Below are 16,413 nucleotides of genomic sequence, written 5' to 3' on the forward strand. Positions count from 1 at the left end.
GAACAGCGCATGCCCGACAATAACAAGATCATCCTCCATGCCCCGCTCGCAGGGCCGCTGGTGCCGCTGGAACAAGTGCCGGACCCGGTGTTCAGCAACGCCACCCTCGGTGACGGCGTCGCCATCGACCCGCTCAACGACGTGCTGCACGCCCCGTGTGCCGGCGAGGTGGTGCAACTGGCCCGCACCGGCCACGCGCTGACCCTGCGCGCAGCCAACGGTGCGGAAATCCTCCTGCATATCGGTGTCGACACCGTGCAACTGCAGGGCCGTGGTTTCTCGCCGTTGGTGGCGCTGGGCGACCAGGTCAGCCAAGGCCAGCCGCTGGTGCGCTTCGACATGGACCTGGTGGCGCAGCACTGTGTCAGCCTGGTTACGGTGATGCTGATCAGCAATGGCCCAGGCTTTGGCCTGAGGCAATTGGAGGCAGGCACTGCGCAGCTCGGCGCGGCGCTGCTGGAGGTCGAGGCCACGGCTCGCGAAGCGAATGCCCGGCCGGTCAGCGATGAAAGCGCGCGCGGTCACGCCCGGGTCGCTCATCACGGCGGCCTGCACGCCCGCCCCGCTGCCTTGCTGCGTCAGACTGCGCAAGGTTTCCAGAGCCATGCCGTGCTGCGCTTCGCCGAGCGCGAGGCCGACCTCGACAGCCTGGTGGCGGTCATGGGGCTGGGTGTTGGCGAAGGTGCCGAAGTCGAACTGATATGCACCGGGCCAGACAGCCAGGCCGCGCTACTGGCGCTGATCGCCGCCGTGCAGACAGCTTCGGTCGGTGAGCGCCATGCCGCGCACGCGCCGACCAGCACCGCCATGCCCAAGCCCACTGCCGGGCCCGGCATGCTTACCGGTGTCTGCGCCGCCCCCGGCCTGGCCCAAGGGCCGCTGGCCCGGCTGGACGGGGTCAGCCTGCCGCCCGACAACGGCGACAACGACCCCGCCGCACAGCACCAGGCGTTGAACACGGCCTTGGCCGAAGTGCGCCACGCCATCGACCGCGACTGGCGCCACCTGCCGCGCGGCCAGGAGGACGCGGCCGCGATCCTCGAGGCCCACCTGGCCTTGCTCGACGATCCGGCCCTGCTCGGCGACGCCCGCCAGCATATCGCCAACGGCGTCGCCGCCAGCCATGCCTGGAGCCGTGCCATCGATGCCCAGTGCCAAATCCTGCGCAGCCTGGGCAACCCGTTGCTGGCCGAGCGCGCCAACGACCTGTACGACCTGCAACAGCGCGTTCTGCGGGCCTTGCTGGGTGAAACCCGGCAACTGCGCCTGCCCCCCTCGGCCATCGTCGTCGCCCATGAACTGACGCCCTCCGACCTGCTGCTACTGGCCCGCCACGAGGTCGCCGGGCTGTGCATGGCCGCCGGCGGCGCCACCTCGCACGTCGCCATCCTTGCCCGCGCCCGCGGCCTGCCGTGCCTGGTGGCCGTGGGCGAAGCGCTGCTGGAGCTGCCCGCCGGCACGCCACTGGTGCTGGACGCCGACCAGGGCCGCCTGGAAACCGAGGCCGATGGGCAGCGCCTGGCCGAGGTCCAGCGTCTTGTGCGACAGCGCCGCGAAACCCGCCAACGCCAGCAGGCCGCCGCCCAACAAAGCGCCCGCACCCGCGATGGCCAAGTGATCGAGGTCGCCGCCAACGTCGCCAGTGCCGAGGAGGCCGCCGAGGCCTTGGCCCAAGGTGCCGACGGCATCGGCCTGCTGCGCAGCGAGTTCCTGTTCATCGACCGCCCCACCGCGCCGGACGAGACCGAGCAGCGCAGCGCCTACCAGGCCGTGCTCGATGCCATGGCCGAACGCCCGGTGATCATCCGTACCATCGATGTAGGCGGCGACAAGCAGCTCGACTACCTGCCCCTGCCGGCCGAGGCCAACCCGGTGCTGGGCCTGCGCGGCATCCGCCTGGGCCAGGTGCGCCCGGAACTGCTCGACCAGCAGTTGCGCGCGTTGCTGCAAGTCAGCCCGCAACAACGTTGCCGAATCATGTTGCCGATGGTGACCGAAGTCGACGAGCTGGTCGCCATCCGCCAGCGCCTAGACCGGCTGGCCGGCGAGCTGGGCATCAGGCAACGCGCCGAGCTGGGGGTGATGATCGAGGTGCCGGCCGCGGCGCTGCTTGCCGAGCGCCTGGCCGAACATGCCGACTTCTTCTCCATCGGCACCAACGACCTGTCCCAGTACACCCTGGCCATGGACCGCGACCACGCCGGGCTGGCTGCGCGGGTGGATGCCTTGCACCCCGCCCTGCTGCGCCTGATCGAGCTGACCTGCCAGGGCGCGGCGAAGCACGGGCGCTGGGTTGGCGTGTGTGGTGCGCTGGCCTGCGACCCGCTGGCCACACCGGTGCTGGTCGGGCTGGGGGTGGCCGAGCTGTCGGTCAGCGCGCCGCAGATCGGCGAGATCAAGGCGCAGGTGCGCCAGCTCGATGCCGCCGCCTGCCGCCGCTTCAGCCAGGGCCTGCTGGGCTTGTCCAGCGCCGCCGCGGTGCGCCAGGCCTGCCGCGACTTCACCGCCCAGTCCCACGCCCAACCGGCCGCCGCCGCGGCCCTACAACAATAATCGGAGCGCACCATGTACCAGCACTTCATCCAGGGCCTGCAGCGGCTCGGCCGCGCATTGATGCTGCCCATCGCCATCCTGCCCATCGCCGGCCTGCTGCTGCGCCTGGGCGACACCGACCTGCTCGACATCGCCCTGGTGCATGACGCAGGGCAAGCGATCTTCGCCAACCTGGCGCTGATCTTCGCCGTCGGCATCGCCGTGGGCTTCGCCCGCGACAACAACGGCACCGCTGGGCTGGCCGGGGCCATCGGCTACCTGGTGCTGGTGGCGACGCTGAAGGTGATCGACCCGAAGATCGACATGGGCATGCTCGCCGGGATCCTCTGCGGCCTGCTCGGTGGCGGCCTGTACAACCGCTTCAAGGACATCCAGCTGCCGGACTACCTGGCGTTCTTCGGCGGCCGGCGCTTCGTGCCGATTGCCACCGGGGTGTCGGCGGTGTTCCTCGGGCTGTTGTTCGGCCTGGTCTGGCCGCCGATCCAGGACGGCATCAACAGCCTCGGCCAACTGATGCTGGAGAGCGGCAGCATCGGCGCGTTCTTCTTCGGCGTGCTCAACCGCCTGCTGATCATCACCGGCCTGCACCATATCCTCAACAACCTGGTGTGGTTCGTCTTCGGCAGCTTCCAGGGCGCGACCGGTGGCGTGGTGACGGGTGACCTGGCGCGCTACTTCGCCGGCGACCCCAATGCCGGCCAGTTCATGGCTGGGATGTTCCCAATGATGATCTTCGGCCTGCCCGCCGCGTGCCTGGCCATGTACCGCCATGCCCTGCCGGCGCGGCGCAAGCTGATCGGCGGGGTACTGCTGTCGATGGCGCTGACCTCGGCGCTGACCGGGGTGACCGAGCCGATCGAGTTCGCCTTCATGTTCCTCGCGCCGCTGCTGTACCTGATCCATGCGCTGCTGACCGGACTGTCCATGGCGCTGTGCGACCTGCTCGGGATCCGCCTGGGTTTCACCTTCTCCGGAGGCGCCATCGACATGGCCCTGGGCTGGGGGCGTTCCAGCAACGGTTGGCTGGTGTTCCCTGTAGGCCTGCTGTATGCCGTGGTCTACTACTTCGTGTTCGACTACTGCATCCGCCGCTTCGACCTGAAGACTCCGGGCCGTGAAGAGCAACCCATCGCGCAGACCAGCATGGCCGGCGACGCCAGCCGCGCCCGACGCTATATCGACGCCCTCGGCGGCAGCGCCAACCTGCACGGTATCGATGCCTGCACCACACGCCTGCGCCTGGTGCTCGCCGACCGCAGCCTGGCCAACGACGCGACGCTGAAGAGCCTAGGCGCCCTGGCCGTGGTCCGCCCCGGCAGCGGCGGCAGCCTGCAGGTGGTGGTCGGGCCGATGGCCGATGCGCTAGCGGATGAAATACGTGCCGAGATACCTCATGCGCCAATTGCCCCCCCGCTCAGCCCAGACATGCCGGCTCCCGCCACGCAAGCGGTAGCCGTCGAAGATTGGCTGCAGGCATTGGGTGGTCGCGACAACCTGGTGAAAGCGCAGTGCGTGGCGCTAAGCCGGGTACGTATTCAGCTCAAGGACCAGGACCAGGTCAATTCGGCGCAACTGATGAGCCTGGGTTGCCAGGGCATCAGCCAACAGGCCGATGGTGTTTGGCATTTGCTGCTGGGTACTCGGGCCGCGTCACTGAGTCAGGCATTGCACGGTTGATACAAGAAGCAGGGGCACGCCAGCCAGGTGTTGCCCCTGGTGCCCTGTCTCGGAAACAAGCTATTCACTTTTGCCGGCATCTTGGGCGCCTGGCTGGCGTTGCCATAGCCCTGCCATGGCTCGTCGTGGCGCCTTGACCAAACAGCCAAGCCACTTGCCAAAAGAGCGCGTATTTCCGAGACAGGACATTAGCCCAGCACGTAGGAAAACACTGCAACCGCACGCAAGAAACAAACGATTACGCCGCGAGATCAGCCTGACACCGATGTAAGGTACTTCTTCCATATTCTGTTACCGCTCACCGAACAGCAATGTTGTCGTCCAACCATTAATGAGGACGCCACCATGAGCGAACTGAACAGCACCTTCGCGCTGGAGCAATTAACCGCGATTGCACGCAAGTACGAAGAATTGGAATTTGTACTGATGTTCACGCCGATCTTCGGCTATGAAGTTCCTGCGGAGCTTTACATCAAGTTCCGCAATGCCCTGCTCGCGGACGATGTCGAAAACCCGGATCACCGCGTCGATGAAAATGCCGAGCGCATTGCCAGCTACGACAGCGACACCCGTACCATCAGCGTCGATGTCACCGCTATCGAGCAAGCCCTGGAAGATCCCACCACTGCCCCCAATCTGCTAATTGAAATGCTGGGCGCGTTCGGTCGGCACCTGCATGCCTTGTTCGAGTCCGAGCTCTCTGCGCTGGACCCAATGCCAGAGTTGCTTGGAGCCGAAGAGGTCGGCGAAAACTATGCAGCAATGCTGAGCCTGTTCGACAGTACCCCTGAGACAGGGACTCAATTCGGCCACTACACCAACGCAGAGCAAACCTCGCCCCTGGTGCTGGACCTCAGTGCCGCCCCAGACCTCGAAAGTCTGCTGCCACAGGAGTCAGACACCCCCATCATCAAGCCTCGGTTTGGCGCAGGCACAGGCAATGGCTCAGAGAACTCCTTCGGCCACGAGTCTATCGAACTGGTTCTAAAAGATGTGGGTTTCACCGAACTTGAATGCAAGGCGATCTATTTTGGCAACTGGCTGCGAGACCACTCGCAGTTAGTCGACCCGAAGATCATTCGCACGGCAAACTTCAACCGCGAACACCCATGGCAATTACCACGGGAAGCCATCACAAAAATCGTCGATATCTTTGCCTACGAGGAATTCATCAGCCTGCAAGATACCGATGAAGGTCGCGAAGCCTACCGGGTTACCAACGAAATGCTAGGCGTGTACCGACCGTCCGAGCATATCGACAACCCCACGAACCTTAGCGAGAACCCGGTTGATCCACAACTGATCGATGAGGACTTCGAGCGACTGGTGAGACCCGGCGATGAAGCTACCCAAGTAAACCCAAATACCTCGAAAAAGCACCATATCGATTCCGCCGAAAGCTATATGCGTCATAAGCTGTTCGAAGCGGCGGAGCATGGCAAGACCCCAGATGGCATGCGTTGCTTCGGCGAGGCCCTGCATGTGCTGGAGGACTATTTTGCCCATTCCAACTTCGTTGAACTCAGCCTGATCAAACAAGGCCATGACGTTCTGCCATGGACCACAACGAATGAGGAGTACCGCCATAGCTTGCCGATTGTCACCGGTCTTTTCAGCGCTCTGGATGTCATCGCAAGCATTGTCGAACCGCTTGGCAAAATACTGTTCTCCACGGAAGACCCCAAAGACAAACGGCAACCCGGTTACCGCTCGCGAGCCGACAAAGCCCTGCTGTTAGTACTGTCAGAGCAGGAGGACCTGCGCTGGTACACTGCAATGCGCGCAGTGCTGCTTATCCGCGATGGGATACATGACAACCCACTCGTCAGGTTCAGCTCGAGACTGCTTTGGGCCATTGGCAAGCCAAGCAGGTTGGTCAGCCAAATAATGAATGCCTACTTGCAGAGGGCACTGCTGAAAGTTGGTGAAGTGGTCCATGACCACCAGACAGCACTGGGCGATCCCAACACCGAGCCTGGCGTGGACCCTACCCATACGCAACTGTCCAAGGACCATGACGATCACCCCTTCCATGCCCTGGCAGCCCGGCTTGCCCAGTGGGCGGTGCTTGAGGTCGGGCGGAAGATGCAGGCGATCTGGGAAAAGGATGACGTCGAAACCATCGACTGGATCGAGCTGCAGGACCTGGCCTCGAACTTCCTTATCCATCCCAACGACAGCGAATGGCAAGACGATATCGTTGCTGCCTGGGCCGCCACCAATGCCCAGGCAATCGAAGACGGTAAATCAGCCAGCTACTTCGAGCGGCACCACGCGCGCGAGCTGGAGCAGTCCAAGCAACGGGTCAAGGATCTGAGCAGCAACCCAGACTTCCAACCGATCAAGCTCAATGAAAGTTTCCGCAATACGTTCCCTCTGTTCTGACGCAACCCAACTGCCTAAGCAATAAAAAAGGTGGGCATCCGCCCACCTTTCTCGTACAACCGAACCAGCGACCCTCAAATGTCCAGCAACTGCCAGACTTCGTAGGCCGGGGTTTCATAGGGATGGCTGTGCTTGAGCGCGATAACGACTTGCGCGATCAGATCATCCGCCACCACCAACTCTACCTTCCATTCCTCGACCACCTCGACCTGACCGGTCTGCCCGAGGTACGGCTGGCTGCCGTGCAACGGGCGGAACTGGCCCTGGCCGAGGGTCTGCCAGGCGCAGTGGTCATAGTCACCGATACGCCCGCCACCGGCGGCGAATACAGCGGTCTTGACCACTTCGATATGGCTGTCGGGGACAAAGAAGGCGAGCTTGTACACGCCTTAATTAACCCAGACCCGCGCGTTGCGGAACATGCGCATCAGGGCCGCGTCTTCCTGCCACTCGTCCGGGCGCCAGGAGTTCTGCACGGCGCGGAACATACGCTCCGGGTGCGGCATCATGATGGTCACGCGGCCGTCGCGGCTGGTCAGGCCGGTGATCCCGCGCGGCGAGCCGTTCGGGTTGGCCGGATAGGCCTCGGTGACCTTGCCGTGGTTGTCGACGTAGCGCAGGGCCACGCAACCCGACAAGTCGGCTTCCAGCAGTGCCTCTTCACTGGCGAATTCGGCATGGCCTTCACCATGGGCGATGGCGATCGGCATGCGCGAACCGGCCATGCCCTGCAGGAAGATCGAGTTGGACTTCTGCACCTCGACCATGGCCACGCGCGCCTCGAACTGCTCCGAGCGGTTGCGCACGAAGTGCGGCCAGTACTCGGTGCCCGGGATCAGCTCGTGCAGGTTGGACATCATCTGGCAACCGTTGCACACGCCCAGGGCGAAGCTGTCGGTACGCTCGAAGAAGGCCTGGAAGGCATCGCGGGCACGGACGTTGAACAGCGCCGACTTGGCCCAGCCCTCACCGGCACCGAGCACGTCGCCGTAGGAGAAGCCACCGCAGGCCACCAGGCCCTTGAACGCTTCAAAATCGACACGACCAGACAGGATGTCGCTCATGTGCACGTCGACGGCGGCGAAGCCGGCACGGTCGAAGGCCGCGGCCATCTCGACCTGGCCGTTGACGCCCTGCTCGCGCAGGATCGCCACTTGCGGGCGCACGCCTTTCTTGATGTACGGCGCGGCGATGTCTTGGTTGACGTCGTAGCCGAGCTTGACCGACAGGCCTGGGTTGTCTTCCTCGAGCAGCGCGTCGAACTCCTGGTCGGCGCAGTCGGCGTTGTCGCGCAGGCGCTGGACCTGGTAGCTGGTCTCGGCCCACTGGCGCTGCAGCAGGCGACGGTCGCCCTTGAACAGCTCTTCGCCTTCGAACTTGATCAGCACTTCAGCGTTGTTGATCGGCTGGCCGATCACCGCGACGCAATCCTCACCCAGGCCTGCGGCGCTGAACTGCGCCAGCACATCCGGCGTGGCGTCCTGACGGACCTGGATCACCGCGCCCAGCTCTTCGTTGAAGAGGATGGCCGCGACTTTCTCGCGCTTGCTGGTCAGGTTGCCCAGTTCCAGCTCCAGGCCACAGTGGCCGGCAAAGGCCATTTCCAGCACGGTGGTCAGCAGGCCACCGTCGGAACGGTCGTGGTAGGCCAGCAGGTGGCCGTCTTCGTTCAGGCCCTGGATGACGGCGAAGAACGCCTTGAGGTCTTCGGCGTCGTCGACGTCCGGCGCCTGGGCGGCCAGCTTGCCGTGGGTCTGCGCCAGGATCGAGGCGCCCATGCGGTTCTTGCCACGGCCCAGGTCGATCAGGATCAGGTCGGTCTCGCCCTTGTCCATGCGCAACTGCGGGGTCAGGGTCTTGCGGATGTCGGTGACCGGGGCGAAGCCAGTGATGATCAGCGACATCGGCGAGGTGACGCTCTTCTGCTCGCCGGCTTCGCTCCACTGGGTCTTCATCGACATCGAGTCTTTACCGACCGGGATGGTGATACCCAGCTCCGGGCACAGCTCCATGCCGACGGCCTTGACGGTGTCGTACAGGCGGGCGTCTTCGCCCGGGTGGCCGGCGGCGGACATCCAGTTGGCCGACAGTTTGATGTCGGACAGCTTCTCGATGCGCGAGGCGGCCAGGTTGGTCAAGGTTTCGCCGATTGCCATGCGTCCGGACGCCGGGGCGTCGAGCAGGGCCAGCGGGGTACGCTCGCCCATGGCCATGGCTTCGCCGGTGTAGACGTCGAAGCTGGTGGCGGTGACGGCGCAGTCGGCCACCGGAACCTGCCACGGGCCGACCATCTGGTCGCGGGCCACGAGGCCGGTGATGGTGCGGTCGCCGATGGTGATCAGGAAGCTCTTGCTGGCCACGGCCGGGTGACGCAGCACGCGCTCGACCGAGTCGCTCAGGTCCAGCGCGCTCGGATCGAACTCATCGCCCAGCTCCGCTTCGCGGGTGACCGAGCGGTGCATGCGTGGCGGCTTGCCCAGCAGCACGTCCAGCGGCATGTCCACCGGGGTGTTGTCGAAGTGGCTGTCGGTGACGGTCAGGTGCTTCTCTTCGGTGGCCTCGCCCACAACAGCGAACGGGCAGCGCTCGCGCTCGCAGATGGCCTTGAAGCGCTCGAAGTCCTCGGCGCTGACCGCCAGCACGTAGCGCTCCTGCGACTCGTTGGACCAGATCTCGTGCGGGGCCATGCCAGGCTCGTCGTTGGGCACGTTGCGCAGTTCGAAGCGACCGCCACGGCCACCGTCGTTGACCAGCTCGGGGAAGGCGTTGGAAATGCCGCCGGCGCCGACGTCGTGGATGAAGGCGATGGGGTTCTTGTCACCCAGCTGCCAGCAACGGTCGATGACCTCCTGGCAACGGCGTTCCATTTCCGGGTTCTCGCGCTGCACCGAGGCGAAGTCGAGGTCGGCGGAGCTGGCGCCGGTGGCTACCGACGAGGCCGCGCCGCCGCCCAGGCCGATCAGCATGGCTGGGCCGCCGAGCACGATCAGCTTGGCGCCGACAGTGATCTCGCCCTTCTGCACGTGGTCTTCACGGATGTTGCCCATGCCGCCGGCGAGCATGATCGGCTTGTGGTAGCCCCGCACTTCCTCGCCGTGCGGGGTGTTGATGCCCTGCTCGAAGGTACGGAAGTAGCCGGTCAGCGCCGGGCGACCGAATTCGTTGTTGAACGCGGCGCCACCCAGCGGGCCTTCGATCATGATGTCGAGGGCATCGACAATGCGCTCGGGCTTGCCGTACGGCTTTTCCCAAGGCTGCTCGAAGCCGGGGATGCGCAGGTTGGACACAGTGAAACCGGTCAGGCCGGCCTTGGGCTTGGCGCCACGGCCGGTGGCGCCTTCGTCGCGGATTTCGCCGCCGGAGCCGGTGGAGGCGCCGGAGAACGGGGCGATGGCGGTCGGGTGGTTGTGCGTCTCGACCTTCATCAGGATGTGCACCGGCTCCTGCACCGCGCCGTACTGGCGGGTCTCAGGGTTCGGGAAGAAACGCCCGGCCACCGAACCGACGATCACCGAGGCGTTGTCCTTGTAGGCTGACAGCACGCCTTCGTTGTGCATCTGGTAGGTGTTCTTGATCATGCCGAACAGGCTCTTCTCTTGCGCCTGGCCGTCGATGTCCCAGCTGGCGTTGAAGATCTTGTGGCGGCAGTGCTCGGAGTTGGCCTGGGCGAACATCATCAGTTCGATGTCGTTCGGGTTGCGCGCAAGGCCCTGGAAGGCGGCGACCAGGTAGTCGATCTCGTCTTCGGCCAGGGCCAGGCCCAGGTCGATGTTGGCCTGGGCCAGGGCGGCGCGGCCACCGGCCAGGATGTCGACCGAGGTCATCGGCTTGGGCTGGGCGTGGCTGAACAGGTCGGCGGCGTCTTCCAGCTTGCCCAGCACGCGCTGGGTCATGCGGTCGTGCAGCTCGGCGGCGATGGCCTGGGCGTCGGCGTCATTGATGTTGCCGGCGACGTAGTAGGCGATGCCGCGCTCCAGGCGCTGGATCGACTGCAGGCCGCAGTTGTGGGCGATGTCGCTGGCCTTGGATGCCCAGGGCGAGATGGTGCCCAGGCGCGGCACGACCAGGAACAGGCGGCCGCTCGGCTCTTGCACCGGCACGCTCGGGCCGTACTTGAGCAGACGGCCCAGCACCTGCTGCTGGTCGGCGGTCAGCTCGCCGTCGACGTCGGCGAAGTGGGCGAATTCGGCATACAAACCAGTAACAGCGGGGACTTTCTGGCTCAGTTGCTCGAGTAATTTACCGTGGCGAAAGGCAGAAAGGGCAGGAGCGCCGCGCAGGATCAACATCGTCGGGACAGCCTCAGGAAGGGGTGTGCTTAGAGGCCGTGCATTCTAGCCTAATTCGCAGGCTTGCGGCACCCGCTCTACGCCAATGCTGCCGGGCGGTGGAACCGGACTCCGGGGTCAAAAAAACCACCAACTTTCACGCGGTCCATGTAGGAGCGGCCTTGTGTCGCGATGGGCTGCGCAGCAGCCCTAAATTCACTGCTGAGCTGGGAAAACCCTCGGGGGCCGCTGGCGCAGCCCATCGCGACACAAGGCCGCTCCTACAAAGGAATCGAGCCGCTGCTGCACAGAACCCGCTAGCAGACCTGCCAACCATTGTCGAGATATGGCGCCGGCAGTCCTTTGCGTATACTGCACCCTATGTTCGCCCACTCTGCTTTGCGCCAGCGTTGCGCCAAATGGCTCTTCGCAACCGGACTCTTCCTGATGCTCGGTGCCTGTGTTGAAAAACCCAGCACTCTCGAGCGCGTCAAGGAGGATGGCGTATTGCGCGTGATTACCCGCAACAGCCCGGCCACCTATTTCCAGGACCGCAACGGCGAAACCGGTTTCGAATACGAACTGGTCAAGCGCTTCGCCGACGATCTGGGGGTGAAGCTCGAGATCGAGACCGCCGACAACCTCGACCAATTGTTCGACCAGCTGGGCAAGCCCTCCGGCCCCGTGCTGGCCGCCGCCGGCCTGGTCAGCAGCGAGCGCCGCGCCAGCCAGGCGAAGTTCTCCCACCCCTACCTCGAAGTGACCCCGCAGGTCATCTACCGTAACGGTCGCTCGCGCCCGACCGACGCCAAGGGCCTGGTGGGCAAGAAGATCATGGTGCTCAAGGGCAGCAGCCACGCCGACCAGCTGGCCGAACTGAAAAAACAGTACCCAAGGCTCGACTACGAAGAATCCGACGCCGTCGAGGTGGTCGACCTGCTGCGCATGGTCGACGAGGGGCAGATCGACCTTACACTGGTCGACTCCAACGAACTGGCCATGAACCAGGTGTACTTCCCCAACGTGCGCGTGGCCTTCGACCTGGGCGATACCCGCGACCAACGCTGGGCGGTGGCGGCCGGCGAAGACAACAGCCTGCTCAACGAAGTCAACGAGTTCCTCGACAAATCGCAGAAGAACGGCACCTTGCAACGCCTGAAGGACCGCTACTACGGCCATGTCGATGTACTCGGCTATGTCGGCGCCTATACCTTCGCCCAGCACCTGCAGCAACGTCTGCCCAAGTACGAAAAGCACTTCAAGACCAGCTCCAAGGTCGAACAGGTGGACTGGCGACTGCTGGCCGCCATCGGCTACCAGGAATCGATGTGGCAGCCGGAGGTGACCTCCAAGACCGGCGTGCGCGGGCTAATGATGCTTACCCAGCGCACCGCCCAGGCCATGGGCGTGTCCAACCGCCTGGACCCCCGGCAGAGCATCCAGGGCGGCGCCAAGTACTTCATGCTGGTCAAGGACCAGCTCGACGACAGCATCAAGGAACCAGACCGCACCTGGTTCGCCCTGGCGGCCTACAACGTCGGCAGCGGCCACCTGGAAGATGCCCGCACCCTGGCCCGGCGCGAGAAGCTCAACCCCAACAAGTGGCTGGACGTGAAGAAGATGCTGCCACGCTTGTCGCAGAAGCAGTGGTACAGCAAGACCAAGTACGGCTATGCCCGCGGCGGCGAGCCCGTGCATTTCGTGGCCAACATCCGCCGCTACTACGACATCCTCACCTGGGTCACGCAGCCACAGCTCGAAGGCCAGGTGGCCGAGGGCAACCTGCATGTGCCTGCGGTGAACAAGGACAAGCCAGCAGAGCAAGCGGCGCCGATGTGATGCTTACCCGCCCTGGGTAGGAGCGGCCTTGTGCCGCGAAAGGGACGCGTAGCGGCCCCAGGATTTCAGCATTGATGCATGGATCGCCGGGGCCGCTTTGCGGCCCTATCGCGACACAAGGCCGCTCCTACAGGGATCGTGTCAGCTAGGCTTTCGCCCGCCGAGCCTTGAAGAACTCGCTGAGGATCGCGCCGCATTCCTCGGCCAACACTCCGCCCTCGTACATCACCCGATGGTTGAGAAAACCCTGGGTGAAGAACTGCCCCTGGCTTTGCACGATGCCCGCCTTGGGCTCCAGCGCCCCATACACCACCCGCGCCACCCGCGAATGAACGATCAGCCCCGCGCACATGCTGCACGGCTCCAGCGTCACGTACAGGGTGCTGCCCGGCAAGCGGTAGTTGCTGGCGGACTGGGCCGCCGCGCGAATCGCGACCATCTCGGCATGGGCGCTGGGGTCACTGTCGAGGATCGGCCGGTTGAAGCCCTGGCCAAGCACCTCGCCGTGCTGTACCAGCACCGCGCCCACCGGCACCTCGCCCAGGGCCGCGCCCTGGGCAGCCAGTTCGAGGGCCAGGCGCATGAATTCCTGATCGCGGCTGCGATCGATGATCTGCGGGCGCATCAGACCACCGCGATCGCGGCCATCAGGCCGGTTTCCATGTGATCGATGACATGGCAGTGGAACATCCAGGTGCCTGGGTTATCCGCCACCAGCGCCACCTGTGCCCGTTCGTTCTTGCCCAGCAGGTAAGTATCGGTGAACCACGGCTCGACGATCTTGCGGCGATTGGAAGCGATTACCTTGAAACTCATGCCGTGCAAGTGGATTGGGTGCTGGTACTGGGTCATGTTCTTCAGCTCGAAGATGTAGCTCTTGCCCTTGCGCAGCGTGGCGATGGGGCGGTCGGCGCAGGTCTTGTCGGTGATGTCCCAGGCCTGGCCGTTGATCTGCCACAGGCTCGGCGGCTTGCCGTTCTCGGTGTTCACCGAGACCTTGCCGGCCCATTCGAAATTGAAGTTGAGCTTCTCGGCATTCTCCAGGTCCGGCTCGGCGATGGGGTTGGCCGGCAATGCCTTGGGCCAGTCGCCCGGCGCCTCGCTGCTGGCCACCGAACGCAGGGTGCCCAGGCGCACGAAACCATCGCGCAAGGAGATTTCCTCGCCGACCTCGGGGATGCGGATCGCCAGACAGATGCGCATGCCCGGGCCGAGCCAGTAGTCCTCGTCCAACGGGCGCGGGGTGATCGGGTTGCCGTCTAGGGCGTAGATCATCGCCTCGCAGTTGCCCTTGAGGTTTAGGCGGTAGGTCCAGGTGTTGTCCAGGTTCAGCAGACGCACCCGCACCACCTGGCCGGCTGGCAACTCGGTCACCGCCTCGGCCTGGCCGTTGATGGTGATCAGACGCCCGGCGGTGCCGTTGCGCGCGGCTTCACGCGGCACGCTGAAGGGCATCCAGGCGCCCTGCTCGTCGACATGCCAGGTTTTCAGGCTGAGGGTGCGCTCATGGGCGAAGCCGGTGGGCTGGCGCTCCTCGACGATCAGCGGGCCGACCAGGCCGCGCCCCAATTCCTCGGAGCTGCTGACGTGCGGGTGGTACCAGTAGCTGCCGGCGTCCGGCACCCGGAACTTGTAGTCGAAGAACTCACCGGGCTTGACTGGCAGTTGCGAGACATAGGGCACGCCGTCCATTTCCAGCGGCAAGCGGATGCCATGCCAGTGAATGGTGGTTTCCACCGGCAGCTGGTTGATGAAGCGCACCCGCAACCAGGTACCCTGGCGCACTCGCAACTCGGTGCCCGGCGCCGACGGGCCAAAGGCCCAGGCCTCGGTCTTGAAGCCCGGCACCAGTTCGACATCCAAGGGGGCGGCGATCAGTTCGTAGTCGTGCCCGGCGTTGTCATCCTCGACCTTGCCCAGCCAGTAGCGCGCCGCGCCGCCGGCGCCCAGGCCTACCACAACGAGGCCGGTCAGGCCCTTGAGCATTTGTCGACGGGTGAAGGACATCGGTGCGGGTACCTCATTCTGCGCAATCAGTCTGCCAGCAGGCCTGGCAATGAAGGGCGAATACGATACACCTGCATTTGCGAAAGATTAAGTGAAGTCTTGTCGCAGGCGGCGTTCAGAAGAACTCGTCCAGCAACCGATAGAAGCGGTTCTTGCCGGGATCTTCCGGCAGACCATAGGCCGCCAGGAAGGGTTGCACCCATTGCTCGCCCAGGTCGGCGGCGATATCCCGGGTGGCCAGCGCCAGGTCCTGCCAGCGGTCGGCGACGCCCAGGCGGCCGCAATCGATGAAACCGGTGAAGCGCCCGTCCGCGGCCATCAGGTTCGCCAGGCAGGCATCGCCATGGGTCACCACCCGGTCTTCTTCTCTTGGCCGCGCGGCGAGCATTTCGGCGAACACATCGGCGGCGCTGCGCCCCAGGCGCAGCGGATCGAAGTCGTCCTCGTCGACCAGGCCCTCCAGCATCCGCGCCTGGGCCAGGCGTACCCGCGCCGCCAGCGCGTGATCGAACGGGCACTGCCCGACCGGCAAGCGGTGCAACTGGTGTAGCGCTTCGGCCAGCAGCAGCACCGTGGCCCGCGGCGCCTGCGTGGCTGTCGCCTCCAGGCAGCGCCCCGGCACGGCACTCATCAACAGCCAATGCCAGCCACGCTCGGTAGCGACATCGATGATGTGCGGCACAGGCTGGCCCTGCTGCGCCATCCAGCGCAGGCGGCTGATTTCGCCGGGCAGTTCGGCCAGCGCGGTGACGGGCTCGGCCTTGACGAACAGATCAGCGCCAGCCTGCCGGCGGACACGCAGCACGGTTGCGCCCGACTTGCCGAGGGTTTGCGCCTCTAGCGCCAGGATGCCATGGGCTTCGCGCCAGCCTTTGGGAAGGTTGCATTCAGTCATCGTTATCTGTGCTCCAGGCGGGTCTGCCTGGAGTGTGGGCAAAAATGGCCGAGGGATCTGTGAACAATCGTATCGGCGCTGACGCAATGACCTGCTTCATCAGCAAGGCTGGCTCCCACGCGGTCGAGACAGACTATTCATTTACCGGCCAGCAAGCCGTGCAACAGCAGGTCCAGCGCCTCGAGGCTCTGCACCAGGCGCGCATCGCCATCATCCCCTTGGGCGATCCACACCGCGGCTTCGGCCAGGCTGCCATAGATCAGCGCCGCCAGCGCCCGTGGCTCGGCCTGGACCATCACGCCCTCCTCGACCAAGCGCTGCACCACCCGCTGCATCGTCGCCAGGCAGTGCTGGTGCGACGCTTGCGAGGCCCCCCCGAGCACCGCTCGGGCATCGCGCAGCACGATACGCTGGATATCCCGCTCCAACGCCATCTCCAGATAAGCGCGGCAACGCCGGCGAAAACCATCCCAGGCATCGTCGGCGCTGTCGGTGATGCTGTTCAGGCGCTGGTCCACCTCGTCGTCGATCTGCGCCACCACCGCCTCGAGCAAGCCTTGCTTGTCGCCAAAGTGGTGGTACAGCGCGCCACGGGTCAAGCCTGCCCGTGCGGTCAAGTCATCCATCGAGGTGGCGGCATAGCCGTGTTCGCTGAACACCCGGCGCGCCGTGACCAGCAACGTGGCACGGGTGGCTTCCATCTCGGCACGCGTGCGTCGAACCATCCAGCGTCTCCTTTACCTACGAATTATCCGATTGCTTACATTCAGAGCGTATGTATATGATCCA

General features: G+C 64.7%; 10 protein-coding genes. 4 read left to right on the top strand and 6 right to left on the bottom strand.

All coding sequences use genetic code 11. From position 1 onward, the window contains the following. Positions 1–9 precede the first annotated feature (9 nt). The 3 genes from ptsP (at position 10) to E3U47_RS12035 (ending at position 6,615) form a co-directional block, all read left to right on the top strand. Positions 10–2,553 carry a phosphoenolpyruvate--protein phosphotransferase gene (ptsP, locus tag E3U47_RS12025; protein ID WP_134691660.1) on the top strand — a complete coding sequence of 848 codons (2,544 nt, stop codon included), beginning with the start codon at positions 10–12 and terminating at the stop codon, positions 2,551–2,553. Between the two features lie 12 nt (positions 2,554–2,565). Further along, positions 2,566–4,230 (top strand): N-acetylglucosamine-specific PTS transporter subunit IIBC, encoded by a 1,665-nt coding sequence (gene nagE, locus E3U47_RS12030; RefSeq protein ID WP_134691661.1) that lies wholly within the window; start codon positions 2,566–2,568, stop codon positions 4,228–4,230. Positions 4,231–4,575: 345 nt separating this feature from the next. Further along, positions 4,576–6,615: an HET-C-related protein gene (locus E3U47_RS12035; protein WP_134691662.1), complete on the top strand. Its 2,040-nt coding sequence runs from the start codon at positions 4,576–4,578 to the stop codon at positions 6,613–6,615. Positions 6,616–6,689: 74 nt separating this feature from the next. On the opposite strand, the gene E3U47_RS12040 is transcribed toward E3U47_RS12035, so the two are convergent. Both E3U47_RS12040 and purL read right to left on the bottom strand, forming a co-directional pair. Further along, positions 6,690–7,001 (bottom strand): NGG1p interacting factor NIF3, encoded by a 312-nt coding sequence (locus E3U47_RS12040; RefSeq protein WP_134691663.1) that lies wholly within the window; start codon positions 6,999–7,001, stop codon positions 6,690–6,692. Positions 7,002–7,004: 3 nt separating this feature from the next. Beyond that, positions 7,005–10,904 carry a phosphoribosylformylglycinamidine synthase gene (purL, locus tag E3U47_RS12045; RefSeq protein ID WP_134691664.1) on the bottom strand — a complete coding sequence of 1,300 codons (3,900 nt, stop codon included), beginning with the start codon at positions 10,902–10,904 and terminating at the stop codon, positions 7,005–7,007. Between the two features lie 360 nt (positions 10,905–11,264). On the opposite strand from purL, the gene mltF reads away from it, so the two are divergent. Then, complete coding sequence (gene mltF / locus E3U47_RS12050; protein ID WP_134691722.1) at positions 11,265–12,722, top strand: membrane-bound lytic murein transglycosylase MltF; 1,458 nt, start codon at positions 11,265–11,267, stop codon at positions 12,720–12,722. Positions 12,723–12,867: 145 nt separating this feature from the next. On the opposite strand, the gene tadA is transcribed toward mltF, so the two are convergent. The 4 genes from tadA to E3U47_RS12070 form a co-directional block, all read right to left on the bottom strand. After that, positions 12,868–13,347 carry a tRNA adenosine(34) deaminase TadA gene (tadA, locus tag E3U47_RS12055; RefSeq protein ID WP_134691665.1) on the bottom strand — a complete coding sequence of 160 codons (480 nt, stop codon included), beginning with the start codon at positions 13,345–13,347 and terminating at the stop codon, positions 12,868–12,870. After that, entirely contained in the window at positions 13,347–14,729 is a 1,383-nt protein-coding gene (locus tag E3U47_RS12060; RefSeq protein ID WP_134691666.1) for a multicopper oxidase family protein, read from the bottom strand. Before E3U47_RS12060 ends, tadA begins: the two co-directional genes overlap by 1 nt. 115 nt (positions 14,730–14,844) lie before the next feature. Beyond that, entirely contained in the window at positions 14,845–15,624 is a 780-nt protein-coding gene (locus E3U47_RS12065; protein ID WP_134691667.1) for an APH(3') family aminoglycoside O-phosphotransferase, read from the bottom strand. Positions 15,625–15,761: 137 nt separating this feature from the next. Then, complete coding sequence (locus tag E3U47_RS12070; RefSeq protein ID WP_134691668.1) at positions 15,762–16,349, bottom strand: TetR/AcrR family transcriptional regulator; 588 nt, start codon at positions 16,347–16,349, stop codon at positions 15,762–15,764. Between the last annotated feature and the right edge of the window lie 64 nt (positions 16,350–16,413).

Source organism: Pseudomonas sp. RIT623, assembly GCF_004519305.1.
In the GTDB taxonomy this organism is placed as follows: Bacteria; Pseudomonadota; Gammaproteobacteria; order Pseudomonadales; family Pseudomonadaceae; genus Aquipseudomonas.

Bases quoted from the DNA above. Each gene is read 5' to 3' on its own strand.
- ptsP (WP_134691660.1), top strand. From the start codon at position 10: ATGCCCGACAATAACAAGATCATCCTCCATGCCCCGCTCGCAGGGCCG.
- nagE (WP_134691661.1), top strand. From the start codon at position 2,566: ATGTACCAGCACTTCATCCAGGGCCTGCAGCGGCTCGGCCGCGCATTG.
- E3U47_RS12035 (WP_134691662.1), top strand. From the start codon at position 4,576: ATGAGCGAACTGAACAGCACCTTCGCGCTGGAGCAATTAACCGCGATT.
- purL (WP_134691664.1), bottom strand. From the start codon at position 10,904: ATGTTGATCCTGCGCGGCGCTCCTGCCCTTTCTGCCTTTCGCCACGGT.
- mltF (WP_134691722.1), top strand. From the start codon at position 11,265: ATGTTCGCCCACTCTGCTTTGCGCCAGCGTTGCGCCAAATGGCTCTTC.
- tadA (WP_134691665.1), bottom strand. From the start codon at position 13,347: ATGCGCCCGCAGATCATCGATCGCAGCCGCGATCAGGAATTCATGCGC.
- E3U47_RS12060 (WP_134691666.1), bottom strand. From the start codon at position 14,729: ATGTCCTTCACCCGTCGACAAATGCTCAAGGGCCTGACCGGCCTCGTT.
- E3U47_RS12065 (WP_134691667.1), bottom strand. From the start codon at position 15,624: ATGACTGAATGCAACCTTCCCAAAGGCTGGCGCGAAGCCCATGGCATC.
- E3U47_RS12070 (WP_134691668.1), bottom strand. From the start codon at position 16,349: ATGGTTCGACGCACGCGTGCCGAGATGGAAGCCACCCGTGCCACGTTG.